We start from the raw sequence: 19,158 nt of genomic DNA on the forward strand, positions 1-19,158 counted from the left end.
AATGCCCATCAGAGGCAGCACCTCAATAACCGTGAGGCCACCACCGTGATCCAGACCCTGACGCACCTCCCCCACCCCCGTGAAGATGGCGCAACCCTCGCCGGCCATTTCACCGACCTGGCGCCCCCACTCAACGCCCGCCAGGCCCAACTGGAAGCCTCGCGCTGCCTGTATTGCTACGACGCACCGTGCGTGAATGCGTGCCCCAGCGAGATCGACATCCCTTCGTTCATCCGCAACATCCACACCGAAAACGTGCAGGGCGCGGCGCAGAAAATCCTCTCGGCCAATATCCTCGGCGGCAGTTGCGCACGGGTGTGCCCCACCGAGATCCTTTGCCAACAGGCGTGCGTGCGCAACAACGCCGAAGAGTGCGCTCCGGTGCTGATTGGCCTGCTGCAACGTTACGCCATCGACAACGCGCACTTTGGCGAACACCCCTTCCAACGCGCCGCGCCGACCGGCAAGCGCATCGCCGTGGTCGGTGCCGGCCCCGCCGGTCTGGCTTGCGCTCATCGCGCCGCCTTGCACGGCCACGACGTGGTGATTTTCGAAGCACGGGAAAAGGCCGGCGGCCTGAATGAATACGGGATCGCCAAGTACAAGCTGGTGGACGACTTCGCCCAGAAGGAGCTGGAGTTCCTGCTGCAAATCGGCGGCATCGACATTCGCCACGGCCAGCGCCTGGGTGACAACCTCACCCTGAGCGAACTGCACCAGCAATTCGATGCGGTGTTCCTTGGCCTGGGTCTCGCCGCCAGCAAGCAACTCGGCCTGCCCCATGAAGACGCTCCCGGCCTGCTGGCCGCCACCGACTACATCCGCGAACTGCGCCAGGCCGATGACCTGACCCAACTGCCCCTGGCCGACCGCTGCATCGTGCTCGGCGCCGGCAATACCGCCATCGATATGGCCGTGCAGATGGCCCGCCTGGGTGCCCGCGACGTGAATCTGGTCTACCGTCGCGGCCTGGCGGACATGGGTGCCACGCACCACGAACAGGACATCGCCAAGGCCAACCAGGTACGCCTGCTGACCTGGGCCCAGCCTGAAGAAGTGTTGCTCGACGACAACGGTCATGTGCGCGGCATGCGCTTTGCTCGCACACGCCTGGAAAACGGTCGCCTGAGCGCCACCGGGGAAACCTTCGAACTGGCCGCCGATGCGATCTTCAAGGCCATCGGGCAAGGCTTCGATAACGCGGCGTTGCACGACCCGCTGGCCCAACAGCTGCACCGCGTGGGCGAGCGGATTTTCGTCGACGAGCAGCTGCGCACCAGCATTCCCGGGGTCTACGCCGGCGGCGATTGCGTGAGCCTCGGCCAGGATCTCACCGTGCAGGCGGTGCAGCACGGCAAGCTGGCCGCCGAAGCCATGCACGCTCAACTCGTGCTTAATGTGGAGGCTGCGTAATGGCCGATCTCTCGATTGTGTTCGCCGGTATCAAAGCCCCCAACCCCTTCTGGCTGGCCTCCGCGCCGCCCACCGACAAGGCCTACAACGTGGTCCGTGCCTTTGAGGCCGGCTGGGGCGGCGTGGTGTGGAAAACCCTGGGTGAAGACCCGGCGGCGGTCAACGTGTCGTCGCGCTACTCTGCGCACTACGGCGCCAACCGCGAAGTGCTGGGCATCAACAACATCGAACTGATCACCGACCGCTCCCTGGAGATCAATCTGCGGGAAATCACCCAGGTCAAAAAGGACTGGCCGGATCGTGCGCTGATCGTGTCGTTGATGGTGCCGTGCGTTGAAGAATCGTGGAAAAACATTCTGCCGCTGGTGCAAGCCACCGGCTGCGACGGCATCGAGCTGAACTTCGGCTGCCCCCACGGCATGCCCGAGCGCGGCATGGGCGCGGCGGTGGGCCAGGTGCCGGAGTATGTGGAACAGGTGACGCGCTGGTGCAAGACCTATTGCTCACTGCCGGTGATCGTCAAGCTCACGCCGAATATCACCGACATCCGGGTGGCCGCCCGTGCCGCGTATAGAGGCGGTGCGGATGCGGTGTCGCTGATCAACACCATCAACTCCATCACCAGTGTCGACCTGGAACGCATGGTTGCCCTGCCCACCGTCGGTACGCAAAGCACCCACGGCGGTTATTGCGGCTCGGCGGTCAAGCCGATCGCGTTGAACATGGTCGCGGAAATCGCCCGCGACCCGCAGACCCAAGGCCTGCCGATCTGCGGCATTGGTGGCATCGGCAACTGGCGCGACGCGGCCGAATTCGTCGCCCTGGGTTGCGGCGCGGTGCAGGTGTGCACAGCGGCGATGCTGCATGGCTTTCGCATCGTAGAAGAGATGAAGGATGGGCTGTCGCGATGGATGGACAGTCAGGGCTACACCCGCCTGCAGGATTTTTCCGGGCGAGCGGTGGGCAACACCACGGATTGGAAGTACCTGGACATCAACTACCAGGTGATAGCCAAGATCGATCAAGAGGCCTGCATCGGCTGTGGCCGTTGCCATATTGCCTGTGAGGACACCTCGCACCAGGCCATCGCCAGCTTGAAACAGGCGGACGGCACGCATGCCTACGAGGTGATCGATGATGAATGCGTGGGCTGCAACCTGTGCCAGATCACCTGCCCGGTCGCGGACTGTATCGAGATGGTGCCGGTGGACACGGGTAAGCCGTTTTTGAACTGGACACAGGATCCGAGGAATCCTTACCGGGAGGCTGTGTAGTCCTTCAGACCGCTATCGGGAGACTTGCTCCCGATAGGGCCATCAGCCTCGCCACAGGGCTCAGGGCTCCAACCCAATCCCCCGCAAAATCACACTGGTCACCGTCTGTATCGCCCTCTCGAACTGCATATCCGACAACGGCTGGTGATCATTCAAGATCTTCACCTGGTGATCAAAGTCGGCATAGTGCTGGGTCGAGGCCCAGATCATGTACAGCAGGCTCGACGGCTCCACCGGCGAGATGCGTTTGTCTTCCACCCACTGGCGAATTTTCGCTTCTTTCATCTTGGCCCAGTCGTACAGGCTCTCATCCAATGCCTCACCCAGTGTTGGCGCGCCGTGGATGATCTCGTTGGCCCAGACTTTGGAACCATACGGCCGCGTGCGCGAACGCTGCATCTTGGCGCGAATGTAGCTGCTGAGCACCACACGGGGATCATCGAAGGTTTCAAAGCTCAAGGCATCCTGCTTCCACACATCGAGCAGGTCGAACAGCACCGCACTGTACAGCTCGCTCTTGGTGGTGAAGTAGTAATGCAGGTTGGAGCGCGGCAGCTGCGCTTCCTTGGCGATGTCGGCCATGGCGGTGCTGCCATAGCCTTTCTCGGCGAAGACTTTCTCCGCCGCCAGCAGGATTTTCTCGACGTTGACCCGACGAATTCCGATCTTGTGATTGCCCATAAGGGCTCCCTGACAACAACTTGGCTCAGAGACTACCATCCGCTCTAGATCGGGGCGACAGGCGCAGTCGAAACTTCGTACACTGCCCGCTCCTGCCCATTGATTGGTATTGAACGATGTTGATCAAGAACTCCCTCGCCACCCTCGCCCTGCTTGCTTCCTTGCTGGGTGCCTCGGCGGCCTTTGCCCACGCCCATCTGAAAAGCTCGCAACCCGCCGCCGACAGCAGCGTCACAGCGCCGAAGAAGCTGCGCCTGACCTTCAGCGAAGGCGTCGAGGCCACCTTCACCAAGGTGTCCCTGAGCAAGGACGGCACCGAAATCGCCATCAAGGGCCTGGAAACGCCGAACGCAGACAAGAAAGTCCTGGTGGTCACACCTGCCGCTCCGCTGGCAGCCGGCAACTACAAAGTCGTGTGGAACGCAGTGTCGGTCGACACCCATAAAAGCAGCGGTGAATACAGTTTCAAGGTCGGCCAATAACCTATGGCAACGCTGCTGGTGCTGTGCCGCTTCGTGCATTTCATCGTGGTGTTGCTGATGTTCGGTGCCTGTGCGTTCAGGCCCTGGCTGTTGGGCGCTGCGCCGCAGCCGCCACTGGACCGCACACTGCTGCGCACGATCCGGGCGCTGGCCTGGGTGGCACTGATTTCCGGCGTGGCATGGCTGCTGTTGATCACCGCGAGCATGGCCGGCAGTTGGCACGCAGCGCTGCAACCGGCCACGGTGCAACTGGTGCTGGGCAAGACCTTTTTTGGCCAGGTGTGGATCTGGCACTTGCTGCTGAACCTGCTGCTGGTGATCGTGCTGGTCAAACCCTGGCCGGCCGTGCGCCTGCCGTTGCTTGCGCTGTTGCTGGCGACCCTGGCCCCGGTCGGCCATGGCGCCATGCTCGACGGGCTGAGTGGGCAACTGCTGATCCTCAACCAGGTGGTGCACCTGGCGTGTGTGGGTGCATGGCTGGGTGGGTTGTTGTTGCTGGTGTTGATCCTCAGGCAAATGCCCGGGTTTGCGCTGGCGCCGATCCTGCGGCGCTTCAGCGGTGTGGGCTATGGCCTGGTTGCCGGCCTGCTGGTCACCGGGCTGATCAACGTACGCGTGCTCACCGGACAACTGTGGCCCACGCCGCTGTTCAGCGGGTTTGCGCTGATTCTGTTGATCAAGGTGATGCTGGTGCTGGGCATGGTGGCGCTGGCCTTGCTGAACCGGTTGCGCCTGGAGCAGTGCGAGCAGCGCCTCGCCGCCCTGAAGACCAGTGTGATGCTGGAATGGGGGCTGGGTGTTTGTGCGGTAGCCGCCGTTTCAGTGCTTGGCACCTTGCCTCCGATGGTCTTGGCTGGCTGAATCCCACCGATCTCAAGTTTGAATGCAACTCCATTGAGCCTGCCCACTTTAGGTCATCTCACATTTAGTCATCGTATAACTTCCGCTTGACACTCCACGGAAACCCCGTAAATATCCGCTCAATGTTGTACGACGACGTATAACAAATAATAAAAACAACAAAACAGAAGGGAGCACCGCTGTGAGTCAATTCGTCCGCAATTCCTCCTCACGCCTGGGCCTTATCGGCCTCGGCAGCCTGGCCTTCACCCTGCCTCTCGGCGCGCATGCCGATGGTTTTGTCGACGACGCCAAGGCCACGCTCAACCTGCGCAACGCCTACTTCAATCGCAATTTCACCAACCCGGCCAACGCCCAGGGCAAGGCTGAAGAGTGGACGCAAAGTTTCATTCTCGACGCCAAGTCCGGCTTCACCCAAGGCACCGTGGGCTTCGGGCTGGATGTGCTGGGCCTGTATTCGCAGAAGCTCGATGGCGGCAAAGGCACCGGTGGCACCCAGTTGCTGCCGATCCACGACGACGGCCGTCCCGCCGATAACTTCGGGCGCCTGGGCGTGGCGTTGAAGACCAAGCTGTCGAAGACCGAACTGAAAGTCGGCGAATGGATGCCGGTGCTGCCGATCCTGCGCTCCGACGATGGCCGTTCCCTGCCCCAGACCTTCCGCGGCGGCCAGGTGACGTCCAACGAGATTGCCGGCCTGACCCTCTACGGCGGTCAGTTCCGTGGCAACAGCCCGCGCAACGACGCGAGCATGGAAGACATGTTCATGAACGGCAAAGCCGCGTTCACCTCCGACCGGTTCAACTTCGGCGGCGGCGAATACAGCTTCAACGACAAACGCACCCAGGTCGGCCTGTGGTACGCCGAACTCAGCGATATCTACCAGCAACGCTACGTCAACCTGACCCACAGCCAACCCGTGGGCGACTGGACCCTGGGCGCCAACCTCGGCTTCTTCAGCGGCAAGGAAGACGGCAGCGCCCTGGCCGGCGACCTCGACAACAAGACCACCTTCGCCCTGCTTTCGGCCAAATACGGCGGCAACACCTTCTATGTGGGCCTGCAAAAACTCACCGGCGACAGCGTGTGGATGCGCGTCAACGGCACCAGCGGCGGCACCCTGGCCAACGACAGCTACAACTCCAGTTATGACAACGCCAAGGAAAAATCCTGGCAGGTACGCCACGACTTCAACTTCGTGGTACTCGGCGTACCGGGGCTGACCCTGATGAACCGCTATATCAGCGGCAGCAACGTGCACACCGGGGCGATCACCGATGGCAAGGAGTGGGGGCGCGAATCGGAACTGGCCTACACCGTGCAGAGCGGCGCGTTGAAGAACCTCAACGTGAAGTGGCGCAACTCGACCCTGCGTCGGGATTTCAGCACCAACGAGTTCGATGAGAATCGGATTTTTGTCAGCTATCCAATCTCCTTGCTTTAAAGGTTGATGATCGTTCCCACGCAGAGCGTGGGAACGATCATCTCACTCGTCGGGAAGAACGTTGACAACCTGGGGCTCCCTAACAATACTTCGACACAGTCATACGACAACCTACAACAAAAAAATTGGAATTCCCATGACCACCACTACCCCAGTTCCCTTCAACCGCCTGCTCCTCACCGGCGCCGCCGGTGGCCTTGGCAAAGTGCTGCGCGAACGCCTGCGCCCCTACGCCCAGGTATTGCGCTTGTCGGATATCGCCGATATGGCCCCGGCCGCCGATGCCTCGGAAGAAGTACAGCCTTGCGATCTGGCCGACAAACAAGCCGTGCACCATCTGGTGGAAGGCGTCGACGCCATCCTGCATTTCGGTGGTGTATCGGTAGAGCGTCCGTTTGAAGAAATCCTCGGCGCCAATATCAGCGGCACCTTCCATATCTACGAAGCGGCGCGTCGCCATGGCGTGAAGCGGGTGATCTTCGCCAGTTCCAACCATGTGATCGGCTTCCACAAACAGACCGAAACCATCGACGCCCACTCCCCGCGCCGCCCGGACAGCTACTACGGCCTGTCCAAGTCCTATGGCGAAGACATGGCCAGTTTCTACTTCGACCGCTACGGCATCGAGACCGTGAGCATCCGCATCGGCTCCTCGTTCCCGCAGCCGCAGAACCGCCGGATGATGCACACCTGGCTGAGCTTCGATGACCTCACCCAACTGCTCGAACGTGCGCTGTACACGCCGAATGTGGGCCACACCGTGGTCTACGGTGTGTCGGACAACCTCGCCACCTGGTGGGACAACCGCTACGCCGCGCACCTGGGCTTTGTGCCCAAGGACAGTTCCGAAGTGTTCCGCGCCCAGGTCGAAGCTCAACCGCCGGTGCCCGCCGATGACCCGGCAGCGGTGTATCAGGGCGGCGCGTTCTGCGCGGCCGGGCCGTTCGGTGACTGAGTTCATACCAACCCAAGGGAATGTGTTGCCATGACCGCTGAATTGATCGTCGACGCCCGCAATGCCGTGGGCGAATGCCCGGTGTGGGTGCCGGAGGAAAACGCGTTGTACTGGGTGGATATCCCCAACGGCGGCTTGCAACGCTGGAGCGCCGACACCGGCCACCTCGCCGCGTGGAAAGCCCCGCAGATGCTCGCCTGCATCGCCCGCACCGATGCGGGCAATTGGGTCGCCGGGATGGAAACCGGCTTTTTCCAGCTCACCCCGCACCACGACGGCAGCCTCGACACCGCGCCCCTGGCCAGTGTCGAGCACCCGCGCGAAGACATGCGCCTGAACGATGGCCGCTGTGATCGCCAGGGTCGCTTCTGGGCCGGCAGCATGGTGTTGAACATGGGCGAAAATGCGGCCGAGGGCATCCTCTACCGCTATGCGTCAGGCGCGGCGCCCCACGCCCAGCTGGATGGCTTTATCACCCTGAACGGTCTGGCCTTCAGCCCCGATGGCCGCACGATGTACGCCTCCGATTCGCACCCGCTGGTGCAACAGATCTGGGCCTTCGACTACGACATCGACACCGGCACGCCGTCCAACCGCCGCGTGTTCGTCGATATGCACCACCACCTCGGCCGCCCCGACGGCGCAGCAGTGGACGCCGACGGCTGCTACTGGATCTGCGCCAACGACGCTGGTTTGATTCACCGCTTCACCCCTGACGGTCGCCTGGACCGCTCCCTGAGCGTGCCGGTGAAAAAACCCACCATGTGCGCCTTCGGCGGCAGTCGCCTGGACACGCTGTTCGTCACCTCGATTCGTGACGACCAGAGCGCCCAGTCCATCGCCGGCGGCGTGTTCGCCCTCAACCCCGGCGTTACCGGATTGCCGGAGCCTAGGTTCACCCTCTAGCTGCATCGCTGTGCCTTGAATAAAAAAATAACAAGACAGGAGACACCCCCCATGGACTTCAAACGCACCTTGCTGGCCGCCGCACTTCCACTCTCGTTCGTCTTCGCCAGCGCCGCCCACGCGCTGGAAATCAAATTCGCCGACATCCACCCCGCCGGTTACCCCACGGTGGTCGCCGAAGAGAACATGGGCAAGGCTCTGACAAAAGAAACCAACGGCGAACTGACCTTCAAGTATTTCCCGGGCGGTGTGCTCGGCTCCGAGAAAGAGGTGGTCGAACAGGCCCAGGTCGGCGCCGTGCAGATGACCCGCGTCAGCCTCGGCATCGTCGGCCCGGTGGTGCCGGACGTGAATGTGTTCAACCTGCCGTTCGTGTTCCGTGACCAGGCGCACATGCGCAAGATCATCGACGGTGAAATTGGTGATGAAATCCTCGCCAAGATCACCAACTCCGAGTTCGGCCTGGTGGCCCTGGCCTGGATGGACGGCGGCACGCGCAACCTCTACACCAAGAAACCGGTGCGTAAGATCGAAGACCTCAAGGGCATGAAGATCCGCGTACAAGGCAACCCGATCTTCATCGAAGCCTTCAACGCAATGGGCGCCAACGGCATCGCCATGGACACCGGCGAGATCTTCAGCGCCTTGCAGACCGGCGTCATCGACGGCGCGGAGAACAACCCGCCGACCATGCTTGAGCATAACCACTACCAGAACGCCAAGTACTACACCCTCACCGAACACCTGATCCTGCCCGAGCCCATCGTGATGTCGAAAATCACCTGGAACAAACTCACCCCTGCCCAGCAGGACATGCTGAAAAAAGCCGCCAAGGCCGCCCAGGCCGATGAGCGCACGCTGTGGGACGCCAAGTCCGCCAGCAGTGAGGAGAAACTCAAGAAGGCCGGCGTCGAGTTCATCACTGTCGATAAAAAACCCTTCTACGACGCCACCGCAGCGGTACGTGCCAAATACGGCGCGCCTTATGCCGACCTGATCAAGCGTATCGACGCGGTGCAGTAACGCCCTCCTCCTGACAAGGCCCGGCGCGGCAGGTACTGACGCGCCTGGTTACGGTGAACGCCATGAAGAATTTACTGCTGCGCATCAACGACCGCATCTACATGACCTGCATCTGGGTCGCCGGCCTTTCGGTTCTCGGCGTCGCACTGATCATCCCCTGGGGCATCTTCGCCCGCTACGTCCTCGGCACCGGCTCCAGCTGGCCGGAGCCCACCGCGATCCTGCTGATGCTGGTATTTACCTTTATCGGCGCCGCCGCCAGCTATCGCGCCGGCGCGCATATGTCGGTCGCGATGGTGGTTGACCGTCTGCCGGCCACCCAACGCCGCATCGTCGGCATCTTCTCGCAACTGCTGATGGGCACCATTTGCCTGTTCATGGCGATCTGGGGCACCAAGCTGTGCCTGTCCACCTGGAACCAGTTCATGAGCGCCATTCCCACCCTGCGCGTGGGCATCACCTATATGCCGATCCCGATCGGCGGCGTGCTGACGCTGATCTTCGTGGTGGAAAAACTCCTGCTCGGTGACCAGAGCAACCGGCGCGTGGTGCGCTTTGACCTGGTGGAAGAAAGCGAAGGGGCTGCCTGATATGGACGCATTGATTCTGTTGGGCAGCTTTATCGCCTTGATCCTGATCGGCATGCCGGTGGCCTACGCCCTGGGCTTGTCGGCGCTGATCGGCGCGTGGTGGATCGACATCCCCTTCCAGGCCCTGATGATCCAGGTGGCCGGCGGGGTGAACAAGTTCTCGCTGATGGCGATCCCGTTCTTTGTACTGGCCGGGGCGATCATGGCCGAGGGCGGCATGTCGCGGCGCCTGGTGGCGTTTGCCGGGGTGCTGGTGGGCTTTGTGCGCGGTGGCCTGTCCCTGGTGAATATCGTCGCCTCGACCTTTTTCGGCGCCATCTCCGGCTCGTCGGTGGCGGATACCGCCTCGGTCGGCTCGGTGCTGATCCCGGAGATGGAACGCCGCGGTTATCCCCGTGAGTTCGCCACGGCGGTGACGGTCAGCGGCTCGGTGCAGGCGCTGTTGACGCCGCCCAGCCACAACTCGGTGCTCTACTCCCTGGCGGCCGGCGGCACGGTGTCCATCGCCTCGCTGTTCATGGCCGGCGTAGTGCCGGGGCTGTTAATGAGCGCGTGCCTGATGGTGCTGTGCCTGATCTTCGCCAAGAAACGCGACTACCCCAAGGGCGAAGTCATACCCCTCAAGCAGGCGTTGAAGATTGCCGCCGATGCGCTCTGGGGCCTGATGGCCATGGTGATCATCCTGGGCGGCATCCTCTCCGGGATCTTCACCGCCACTGAATCGGCCGCGATTGCCGTGTTGTGGGCGTTCTTCGTGACTATGTTCATCTACCGCGACTACAAATGGAGCGAACTGCCCAAGCTGATGCACCGCACGGTGCGCACCATTTCCATCGTGATGATCCTGATCGCCTTTGCCGCCAGCTTCGGCTACATCATGACCCTGATGCAGATCCCGGCGAAAATCACCACGCTGTTCCTGACCCTGTCGGACAACCGCTACGTGATCCTGATGTGCATCAACGTCATGCTGCTGTTGCTCGGCACAGTGATGGACATGGCGCCGCTGATCCTGATCCTCACACCGATCCTGTTGCCGGTGGTGCTCGGTATCGGCGTCGATCCGGTGCACTTCGGCATGATCATGCTGGTCAACCTCGGCATCGGCCTGATCACCCCGCCGGTGGGCGCGGTGCTGTTTGTCGGCGCGGCGGTGGGCAAGACCACTATCGAGAAAACCGTGAAGGCGCTGGTACCGTTTTATGCGGTGCTGTTCCTGATCCTGATGGCGGTGACCTACATCCCTGCCCTGTCGCTGTGGTTGCCGAGCGTGGTGTTGTAATGATTGAACTTGAAGATAACCTGACCCACCTCAGCCTTAAACCGGCCGTGGGTGGCAGCCTGGTCAATTGGACCGTGCGCGCCAGCGGGCAACCGTTGTTGCGGCCTAACGACCCGCACAGCGAGCTGCCCGGAAAGCTGGGCTGTTATCCCTTGGTGCCCTGGTCCAACCGTATTGCCGAAGAAGGATTCGACAACCCCCACGGCTGGCTGGCCCTTGCGCCCAACAGCCCCAACGACCCGTTTCCGATTCACGGCTCGGCCTGGCAGCAAGCGTGGCAGGTGGTCAGTCAAACGGCGGATGAAGTGGTGCTTGAGGTGCTGTGCGAGACACCGTTTACCTATCGCGCCGAGCAGCGGATTCGGTTGAGCGACGGGACATTGAGTATCGAATTGCGCGTCACCCACCTGGCGGAGAAAGCCGCGTGGCACGGGCTGGGGTTGCATCCCTACTTCCCGCGACGGCCGGACACACGATTGCAGGCGTCGGCGGCGCAGGTGTGGTTGAGTGATAGCACGAAGTTGCCGACAGGCTTGGCGCCAGTACCGCCCGAATGGGATTTTCAGGTATTGAGCGAGCTGCCCGAAGGCCTGGTGGACAACGGCTTCTGCCAGTGGGACGGCCATTGCCGGATCGAACAGCCGGAGTTGGGTTACGCCCTGGAATGCCAGGCCAGCGGCGCCGATTACTTCCTGCTGTACTGCCCGCCGGGGCTGGGGTTCTTTTGCATCGAGCCGGTGAGTCATCCGGTGAATGCCCATCACTTGCCGGGGCGGCCGGGCCTGAAACTGTTGGAACACAATCAATCGGTCCAACTCGATTTCAACCTGAAATACATTCCAAATGTGGGAGGGGCCCCCCGATAGCGCTGAATCAGTCATACATCAGCTGACTGACATACCGCTATCGGGAGCAAGTCGAATCGTCGCACCGCCCCTCCCACAATTTGCTCCTGCGTGTATCAGGGCGGACTGTTTTTCAGGCGCCCCGCTGTATCAATACTGACCACCACCGACAACCCCGGCCGCAGCCGTTCGCTCTCGGCCTGATCCGGGTCGACGGTAATCCGCACCGGCACCCGCTGAGCAATCTTCACAAAATTGCCGGTGGCGTTGTCCGCCTGCAACAGGCTGAACTCCGAACCTGTGGCCGGGGAAATATGCTGCACCGTGCCGTGAAACTTGCGGTGGCTCAGCGCATCCACGGTGAAGGTCACCGGTTGGCCGACCTGCACGTTGTCCATCTGGGTTTCTTTCATGTTCGCGATCACCCACAGTTGCTTCGGCACCAGTGCCATCAACTGCGCGCCGGAATTGACGTAGGCCCCCAGACGCACGCCGATCTGCCCCAGTTGCCCGTCACGCGGCGCGGTAATGCGCGTGTTGGACAGGTCGATGCGCGCCAGCTCCACCGCCGCGTCGGCACTCGCGACCGCCGCTTCCAGGGAGCCGCGATTGACAATCACCGTCTGCAAGTCCTGCCGTGCAATTTCCAGGCTGGCCTGGGCTTGGGCCACCGCTGCAATGGTCTGCGCATTGGCGGCGCGGGTCACGTCCAGCTCGCGCCTGGACACCGAACCGTCGCTGATCAGCTCTTCGTTGCGGCGCAAGTCGGCGGTGCTCTTGCGCGCCTGAGCCTGGCTGTCCACCAAGGCCGCCTGGCGCAGCTTGATGGTGGCTTCGGCGCTGTTGCGTTGCTGCACCACATTGGCCAGCGCGGCCTTCTGCACCGCCAACTGTGCCAGGGCCTGGTCCAGGCGCTGCCGGTAGATGCGGTCGTCCAGGCGCACCAGCAGATCACCGGCCTTGACGTACTGGAAGTCCTGCACCGGCACCTCGAACACGTAACCGCTGAGCTGCGGGCCGATGATCGTCACCTGGCCGCGCACCAAGGCGTTTTCGGTGGTTTCCACCGCGCTGCTGAACGGCGGCAGTTGCCAGGCATAGAGCACAATCAATACGCCGACGACGGCAATCGCGGCAAAGCCCAGGGACGAGAGAATACGCACCCGCAGCGAACGCGGCTCGGTGACCGTCGCGCCCGGCGGTGTAGTGCCTTCCGGGGTGGAAGCGATGGCGTTGGTGGTCGTGGTCGTGGGTTCGGTCATGAAGGGGCGCCGCTGGGTTGAACGGGAGTGGTTGCTCGGGTGGTGCTCATCAGCCACAGACTGCGGATAAAGATCCAGGTCATGGTCAGCATCGCGATAATCGCGATCAACATGAAGACATCGTTGTAGGCCATCACGTTCGCCTCACGCGTCGCCGCCGTGGCCAGGCTGCGGATGCCCATGAGGTTGCGCAGTTCCGGGTCGGCGACAATGCCGCCATAGGCCGAGCCACCGCTCTGCACTCGCGCGGCCATACGCGGATCGAGCAGGCTGAGGTGTTCGACGATCATGCTGGAATGATATTTCTCGCGCACAATCTGGAAAGTACCGAGCAAGGCTGCGCCAATCAGCCCGCCGAGGTTCTGGCAGATGCCGAACATCACTGAAAAACTCACCAGGTTGCGCGGGTTGGCCAATACGTTTTTCGTGCCCAGCACCATGGTCGGCCCCAAGAAGAACGTGCCGCCAAAGCCTAGCAGGAACTGGCTGATGTACAGGTTCTGCGGCCGGGTGAGGTTGCTGGAGAAACTGTCCATCACCGAGCCGGTTGCCATCAGCGCCAGGGAAATCACCAGCGGCATCAGCAGATGCGCCGGGTTAATCGTCAACGCGCTGACCACCAAGCCACTGATCGCGCCGGCCAGCATCACCACGTACAGGGTGTGCATCTGCTGGTAGCTCATGTTCAGCATCTGCATGAACCCCACCGCTCCGGTGGATTGCTCGGACAGCACCATGCGGATCAGGATCACCGCCAAGGCCAGGCGAATCATGGTGCCGCTGCCCAGCCAACGGGTCATCAACATCGGGTTGGCGCGGTTATGTTCGATTGCCAGGCCGGCCATGATCAACACCAGCGAACAGGCCGAGGCGACTCCGATCCATGGCGCTTCCAGCCACCAGTCGATACGCCCCAGGGACAGTACCGCGCAGAGCAGCGCGACGCCGCTGGCGAGAATCGCGAAAGTGAGAAAGTCGAGCTTTTCAAAGGTCTTGAAGCGGTCGCCGGGCGGCAGCTTGAGCAAAAACACACAGCCCAGGCAGATCAGCGCCAGGCCCAGTTCGAACAGATACAAACCGCGCCATTCGGCGATTTGCAGCAGGTCTTCAGAGAACAGGCGCGCCAGCGGCAACGCCAATTGCGCCGTGCCCAGGCCCAGCACCAGCGACTTCAAGCGCCATTTCGCCGGGAACGCCTGGATCATGTAGTACAAGCCCAACGAACTCAGCGTCGCCCCCACCATCCCATGCGCCGCGCGCACCGCGATGGCTGAACTGAGATCGTTGACGAACAAATGGCCGAAGGTCACCAGTGCATACAGCACCAGGAACACCTCGGTGAACGCACGCAGGCCGAACTGCTGGCGGAACTTCACCAGCAGCAGGTTCATGCACACGTTGGTCATCACATAGGCGGCGGGCAGCCAGGCCATTTCCGCCGTGGTCGCGCCGAGGGCGCCTTGCAGGTATTGCAGGTTGGCGATCACCAGGGCATTACCCAGGCCGCCGGTGATGGCGACCAGCACACCCACCAGCGCATACAGCCAACGCTTATGCGTGGGGTGCAACGGCGTCGACGGCGAACCCGGCAAGCTCGGACGCTCGTGGGGTTCCCAGGTGTGGGGGGTGTATTTGTCCATTCGATGACCTGGATGAGCCGGCGGGTTGGGTCGCCGGGGGGCTTTACTCAGGGAGTAGTAAACCTGAGTGGAGTTCATCTTGTCATGTTGGGGATGGAATTGAGATCAAAAGCCGGAGCCAGAGCCAGAGCCAGACTGAGGCCGATCTGATGTATGGAGATCAAAATTGTGGGAGGGCTTGCCCCTCACCCACACTGGATATCATCGGTGTCTAAAGCGCATTCCAAATCAGACCCAACCGAGCCAACTCCAGTAGGTCGCCGCAAACACCAACATCAACCCGTACCCGATCAGCGTCACCAGGATGCCCACCTTGGCAAACTGCCGCGCCGTAAACGTCCCCGTGCCCAGGCACACCATATTCTGCGGCGCATTGATCGGCAGGATAAACCCGTAGCTCATCACAAACCCCAGCAGCATGGTCATCCCCAACCGGCTGAAATCACCGGGCAAGGTCTGCAGCACCGCAATCAATATCGGCAGCAACGCCGAGGTCAAGGCGGTGGCGCTGGCGAACCCCAGGTGAATCACGATCAAAAACGCTGCGAGGATCGCAAACACCCCCAACGGGCCCACCTGATCCAGCCCCGTGTGGGCCACCACCGTAGCCCCCAGCCACTGCCCGGCCTGGGTGGTCAGTAACGCCGTGCCCAGGCTGATGCCCACGCCGAACACAATCACCGTGCCCCACGGAATCCGCGACTGCACGTCCTTCCAGGTCATCACGCCGATGCCCGGCAGCAGCAGGAATACCAACCCGGCGTAGGTGGTCGAGGTGGTGTCGAAATGATGCAGGCGCCCTTCCGTGGCCCAGGCCAGCAGCAGCAACAGCGACACGCTCAGCAGGCGTTTCTGTGGGCCGGTCATGGGGCCGATGTCAATCAGGGACTGCGCCACCGCCTCCTTGCCACCGGGGATGCTGTCGGTTTCCGGGGGCAGCAACTTGAGCACCAGAAACAGCAGCACCGCCGACATGATCAGCGCCCACGGCGCGCCGGCGATCAGCCAGTCGATCCACGACACGCGCTGGCCGAGCATTTTGTCCATGAAGCCCACGGTCAGCAGGTTCTGCGCGGCGGCGGTCTGGATGCCGACGTTCCAGATGCTGGTGCCCTGGGCCACCACGATCATGATCCCGGCGGCGATGTTCGAGCGTTTGTCGACGCCGAACGCGGCGATCACGCCCATCATGATCGGTACCACACAAGCGCTGCGTGCGGTGGCGCTGGGCACCACCAGGCTGAGCAGGATCGTTACCGCAATCGCCCCCAGCAGGATGCGCCGGGTGCTGGTGCCGACGCGGCTCAAGGTAACCAGGGCGATGCGCCGGTCCAGGCCGGTGTGGGTCATCGCGGCGGCGATAAACAACGCGCCCGCCACCAGCGCCAGCGCCGGGTTGGAAAACCCGGTGAGGGCCATGCTGATCGCCGGGCTGCTGCCGATCAGGTGCGCAGGGTCTTGCAGCGACGGCGCGGTGCCAAGCAAAAACGCCATCAGCGAAGTGATCATGATCGCGCTGGCCTCATAGGACACCGCTTCGGTGATCCACACCACCACCGCAAACGCGAGGATCGCCAGCATCCTCTGCCCCGCCACCGGCAAGTCGGCAGGCAGCGGCAACAGCAGCACTCCGGTCATCACCAGCACGGCGACCACCAGGCCCAGGGGTAATTTGAAGGATGCCGCGCTCATGGGGTGCTCCAAGGCTCTAGATCAGGCCTTGAGCATGAGGCAAAGCGCCGCGCCGCGTGTTGACAGGTGTCAATGAGCTAGCCCAATAACTGGCTCAACACCGCCCGCAACTTGCCGGGCTTGACCGGTTTGTTCAACAGCGGCGCATCCAGCCGGCGCAGTGCGCGACGGCACTGGTCGGTGCGGTCGGCGGTGATGATCACCGCCGGGATCTTCTGCGCGAAATGCTCGCGCAACTGCCGCACCACCTGGCAGCCCAGCATTCCGTGGTCCAGGTGATAGTCCGCCAGGATCAGCTCCGGCGCCCTGCCCTGCAACGCCAGCAACGCGCCGGCCTGGTCGGTGGCGATGACCACGTCGCAGCCCCACTGGCCGAGCAAGGCGCGCATGCTTTCGAGGATGCTGGTTTCGTTGTCGATCACCAGCAACCGCCGGCCCGGCAGCGGGTTACCCGTGGTCGGTTGCACCGGCAGTTGGCTGATCGCCGCCGGCATCTCGGCGCTCAGCGGTACTTCGATGCTGAACATCGAGCCCCGCCCCGGCCACGAACGCACGGCGATGCAATAGCCGAGCACCTCGGCGATACGCTCGACAATCGCCAGGCCCAGCCCTACACCTTTGCGGTCGGACGCTCGGCCCACGTCCAGTTGGTTGAACTCGAGGAAAATCGCCTCCAGCCGGTCGGCCGCGATGCCGCGCCCGGTGTCCCACACCTCCAGGCGCAGGTAATCACCGCGACGGCGTGCGCCGAGCAGGATGCAGCCCTCGTCGGTGTAGCGGCAGGCGTTGCTGAGGAAGTTACGCAGGATGCGTGTGAGCAGGCGCAGGTCGGTACGCACCGCGTAGTGCCCCATGCGCACCCGCAGGTTGAGCCCGGCGGCCTGGGCCACCGATTGAAATTCCGAGACCAGCGGCGCAAACACCTCTTCCAGCCGATACAGGGCCACATCGGGCTTGACCGCCGCCTGGTCCAGTCGCGAGATATCCAGCAAGTCCGTCAGTAAATCCTCCGCGCCCTCCAGGGCCTGGTGGGTACGTTCCACCAGCACCTGTTCGACGCTGGGCAAGCTGCGCTCACGCAACGTGGCGATCAGCAGCCGCGCCGCATTCAGCGGCTGCAGCAGGTCATGGCTGGCGGCGGCGAGGTATTTGTCCTTGCTGCGGTTGGCGGCCTGGGCGGCATCGCGGGCGTCGCGCAGGGCCTGCTCGACCTGTTCGCGCTGGGCGATCTGTTGTTGCAGGTTACGGTTGGCTTCCAGCAGCTCGTCGGTGCGCGCGGCCACGCGCTGCTCCAGTTCATCGTTCAGCCGGATGTAGCGCTTGCGCTCGTCCTCCAACTCATCCAGGCGCGCCGTCAGCTCCGGGTAGTGGCTCTTGCGCGCCGACTGGTCGCCCAGCCCCAGCAGCCCGGCGAGGGCGCGTTGCTGCTCGTCAGAGCGCTTCGCCATACACGACCTCGACGTCACGCTGGCTGGACTCACGGGGGTTGGTGAGGATGCACGGATCGTCCATCGCATGCTCGGACAAAAACGGTATATCCGCCACACGCACCCCATGCAGGCCGAGGGTTTCGTGGAAGCCGATGGCGTGCTTCAACGCGATCAGGTGCTCCACCAGCCGGCCGCAGATCTGCCGATGGTTGAGGCCGCGGCAGTCGATGCCGAAGGTCTCGGCAATCACCTTGAAGCGCTCGGGCGCCGAGTTGTAGTTGAACGCCACCACATGCTCCACCAACACCGCGTTGCACAGCCCGTGGGGCAGATCGAGAAAGCCGCCGAGGCTGTGGGACATGGCGTGCACCGCGCCGAGGATCGCATTGGAAAACGCCAGGCCCGCCTGCATGCTGCCGAGCATGATTTTTTCCCGCAGGGCGATGTCGCTGGGGTTGGCGATCATCTGCACCAGGTTGCCGTTGATCAGGCGCATGGCTTCCAGCGCATGGGGGTCGGTCAATGGGCCATGGCCGGTGGACACGAACGCCTCGATGGCATGCACCAGCGCATCAATGCCGGTACAGGCCGACAGGAACGGGTCCATGCTGGCCGTGGTCTCCGGGTCGATCAGCGACACGTCCGGCACCACCGCCTTGCTGACGATGGAAAACTTCATGCGTTCCTGCTGGTTGGAAATGATCACGAACTGCGACACATCCGCCGAAGTGCCGGCGGTGGTGGGGATAAGGATCAGCGGGGGGCTCGGCACGCGGATGGTGTCCACCCCTTCGAATTCAAGGATGCTGCGCCCGTGGGCGACTACAATGCCGATGGCCTTGGCGCAGTCCATGGGGCTGCCGCCGCCGATGGCCACGATCACGTCGCAATGGTTTTCGCGATACACCTCGGCGCCGAGCATCACTTCTTCGACACGGGGGTTGGGCGACACGGCGCTGTACAGGCAATAGTCGATGCCGATGGCGTGCAGGCTGGCTTGCACATCCGCCACCCAGCCGGCGGCGATCACGCCGGGGTCGCTGACCACCAGCACCTTGCGCGCGCCGAAGGTCTTGGCGTAATTGCCGACGTTATGCCGGCAACCGGCACCGAAGATGATTTCAGGCGAGACGAATTTACGCAGGAGGCTCAGATTGGGGCTCATTGGAAAGCCTGTTGTTATTATTTTGGAAGATGCGCTCCACACTAACCGATCCGGCTGCGAATGCAATCAGACCAAAGAGGCATCCTCCGTGCAGTGCCCGCGATCAGCGGCTGGCGAAGTACATGGTCACTTCGAAGCCGATACGCAGGTCGGTGTAGGTCGGTTTAGTCCACATGGGGGTAGTCCTCTTGTTGTGCCGGAGGGTTCCGGTAG

At 62.5% G+C, this 19,158-nt stretch carries 18 protein-coding genes; 11 read left to right on the top strand and 7 right to left on the bottom strand.

The window, feature by feature from the left end:
- Positions 1-45: 45 nt before the first annotated feature.
- Both V6M90_RS23330 and preA read left to right on the top strand, forming a co-directional pair.
- The gene (locus V6M90_RS23330; protein WP_141064862.1) at positions 46-1,413 is read left to right on the top strand and encodes an NAD(P)-dependent oxidoreductase; all 1,368 of its coding nucleotides are present in this window, start codon (positions 46-48) and stop codon (positions 1,411-1,413) included.
- Complete coding sequence (gene preA / locus V6M90_RS23335; protein WP_003174836.1) at positions 1,413-2,687, top strand: NAD-dependent dihydropyrimidine dehydrogenase subunit PreA; 1,275 nt, start codon at positions 1,413-1,415, stop codon at positions 2,685-2,687. The genes V6M90_RS23330 and preA overlap by 1 nt, the downstream gene beginning before the upstream one ends.
- A 60-nt stretch (positions 2,688-2,747) precedes the next feature.
- Here the strand turns inward: preA and V6M90_RS23340 are convergent, their stop codons facing one another.
- Positions 2,748-3,368 carry a TetR/AcrR family transcriptional regulator gene (locus V6M90_RS23340; protein ID WP_003174837.1) on the bottom strand — a complete coding sequence of 207 codons (621 nt, stop codon included), beginning with the start codon at positions 3,366-3,368 and terminating at the stop codon, positions 2,748-2,750.
- A gap of 116 nt (positions 3,369-3,484) precedes the next feature.
- Between V6M90_RS23340 and copC the strand changes: the two genes are divergently transcribed.
- From copC to V6M90_RS23385, 9 genes are all read left to right on the top strand, one after another.
- Positions 3,485-3,850, top strand: coding sequence for a copper homeostasis periplasmic binding protein CopC (copC, locus tag V6M90_RS23345; protein ID WP_332847202.1), 366 nt, complete (start codon positions 3,485-3,487; stop codon positions 3,848-3,850).
- A 3-nt stretch (positions 3,851-3,853) separates the two neighbouring features.
- The gene (gene copD, locus V6M90_RS23350) at positions 3,854-4,711 is read left to right on the top strand and encodes a copper homeostasis membrane protein CopD (RefSeq protein WP_332847203.1); all 858 of its coding nucleotides are present in this window, start codon (positions 3,854-3,856) and stop codon (positions 4,709-4,711) included.
- 181 nt (positions 4,712-4,892) lie between these two features.
- A complete protein-coding gene (locus V6M90_RS23355) occupies positions 4,893-6,155 on the top strand; it encodes an OprD family porin (RefSeq protein ID WP_003174840.1) in 1,263 nt (420 codons plus the stop codon).
- Between the two features lie 136 nt (positions 6,156-6,291).
- Entirely contained in the window at positions 6,292-7,110 is an 819-nt protein-coding gene (locus V6M90_RS23360; protein WP_003174841.1) for an NAD-dependent epimerase/dehydratase family protein, read from the top strand.
- A 30-nt stretch (positions 7,111-7,140) separates the two neighbouring features.
- A complete protein-coding gene (locus V6M90_RS23365) occupies positions 7,141-8,016 on the top strand; it encodes an SMP-30/gluconolactonase/LRE family protein (protein ID WP_003174843.1) in 876 nt (291 codons plus the stop codon).
- A gap of 51 nt (positions 8,017-8,067) precedes the next feature.
- Positions 8,068-9,039 carry a TRAP transporter substrate-binding protein gene (locus V6M90_RS23370; RefSeq protein WP_003174845.1) on the top strand — a complete coding sequence of 324 codons (972 nt, stop codon included), beginning with the start codon at positions 8,068-8,070 and terminating at the stop codon, positions 9,037-9,039.
- A 62-nt stretch (positions 9,040-9,101) separates the two neighbouring features.
- Entirely contained in the window at positions 9,102-9,629 is a 528-nt protein-coding gene (locus V6M90_RS23375) for a TRAP transporter small permease (protein WP_003174846.1), read from the top strand.
- A gap of 1 nt (position 9,630) precedes the next feature.
- The gene (locus V6M90_RS23380; protein WP_003174847.1) at positions 9,631-10,911 is read left to right on the top strand and encodes a TRAP transporter large permease; all 1,281 of its coding nucleotides are present in this window, start codon (positions 9,631-9,633) and stop codon (positions 10,909-10,911) included.
- Entirely contained in the window at positions 10,911-11,777 is an 867-nt protein-coding gene (locus V6M90_RS23385; protein WP_332847204.1) for an aldose 1-epimerase, read from the top strand. Before V6M90_RS23380 ends, V6M90_RS23385 begins: the two co-directional genes overlap by 1 nt.
- Before the next feature lie 95 nt (positions 11,778-11,872).
- Here the strand turns inward: V6M90_RS23385 and V6M90_RS23390 are convergent, their stop codons facing one another.
- The 6 genes from V6M90_RS23390 to pqqA all read right to left on the bottom strand — a co-directional run bounded on the left by V6M90_RS23390 (position 11,873) and on the right by pqqA (position 19,120).
- A complete protein-coding gene (locus V6M90_RS23390) occupies positions 11,873-13,018 on the bottom strand; it encodes an HlyD family secretion protein (RefSeq protein ID WP_141064857.1) in 1,146 nt (381 codons plus the stop codon).
- Entirely contained in the window at positions 13,015-14,658 is a 1,644-nt protein-coding gene (locus tag V6M90_RS23395) for an MFS transporter (RefSeq protein WP_332847205.1), read from the bottom strand. The genes V6M90_RS23390 and V6M90_RS23395 overlap by 4 nt, the downstream gene beginning before the upstream one ends.
- A gap of 228 nt (positions 14,659-14,886) precedes the next feature.
- Positions 14,887-16,350: a DASS family sodium-coupled anion symporter gene (locus V6M90_RS23400; protein ID WP_003174851.1), complete on the bottom strand. Its 1,464-nt coding sequence runs from the start codon at positions 16,348-16,350 to the stop codon at positions 14,887-14,889.
- A gap of 77 nt (positions 16,351-16,427) precedes the next feature.
- On the bottom strand, positions 16,428-17,798 hold the full coding sequence (locus tag V6M90_RS23405; protein ID WP_332847206.1) for an ATP-binding response regulator: 1,371 nt from the start codon (positions 17,796-17,798) through the stop codon (positions 16,428-16,430).
- Positions 17,782-18,945: an alcohol dehydrogenase-like regulatory protein ErcA gene (gene ercA / locus V6M90_RS23410; protein ID WP_042944966.1), complete on the bottom strand. Its 1,164-nt coding sequence runs from the start codon at positions 18,943-18,945 to the stop codon at positions 17,782-17,784. Before ercA ends, V6M90_RS23405 begins: the two co-directional genes overlap by 17 nt.
- A 103-nt stretch (positions 18,946-19,048) precedes the next feature.
- Positions 19,049-19,120, bottom strand: a complete 72-nt coding sequence (gene pqqA, locus V6M90_RS23415) for a pyrroloquinoline quinone precursor peptide PqqA (RefSeq protein ID WP_074750225.1) — start codon at positions 19,118-19,120, stop codon at positions 19,049-19,051.
- Positions 19,121-19,158: the final 38 nt, after the last annotated feature.

The organism is Pseudomonas lactucae (assembly GCF_036688725.1).
Lineage (GTDB): Bacteria > Pseudomonadota > Gammaproteobacteria > Pseudomonadales > Pseudomonadaceae > Aquipseudomonas > Aquipseudomonas lactucae.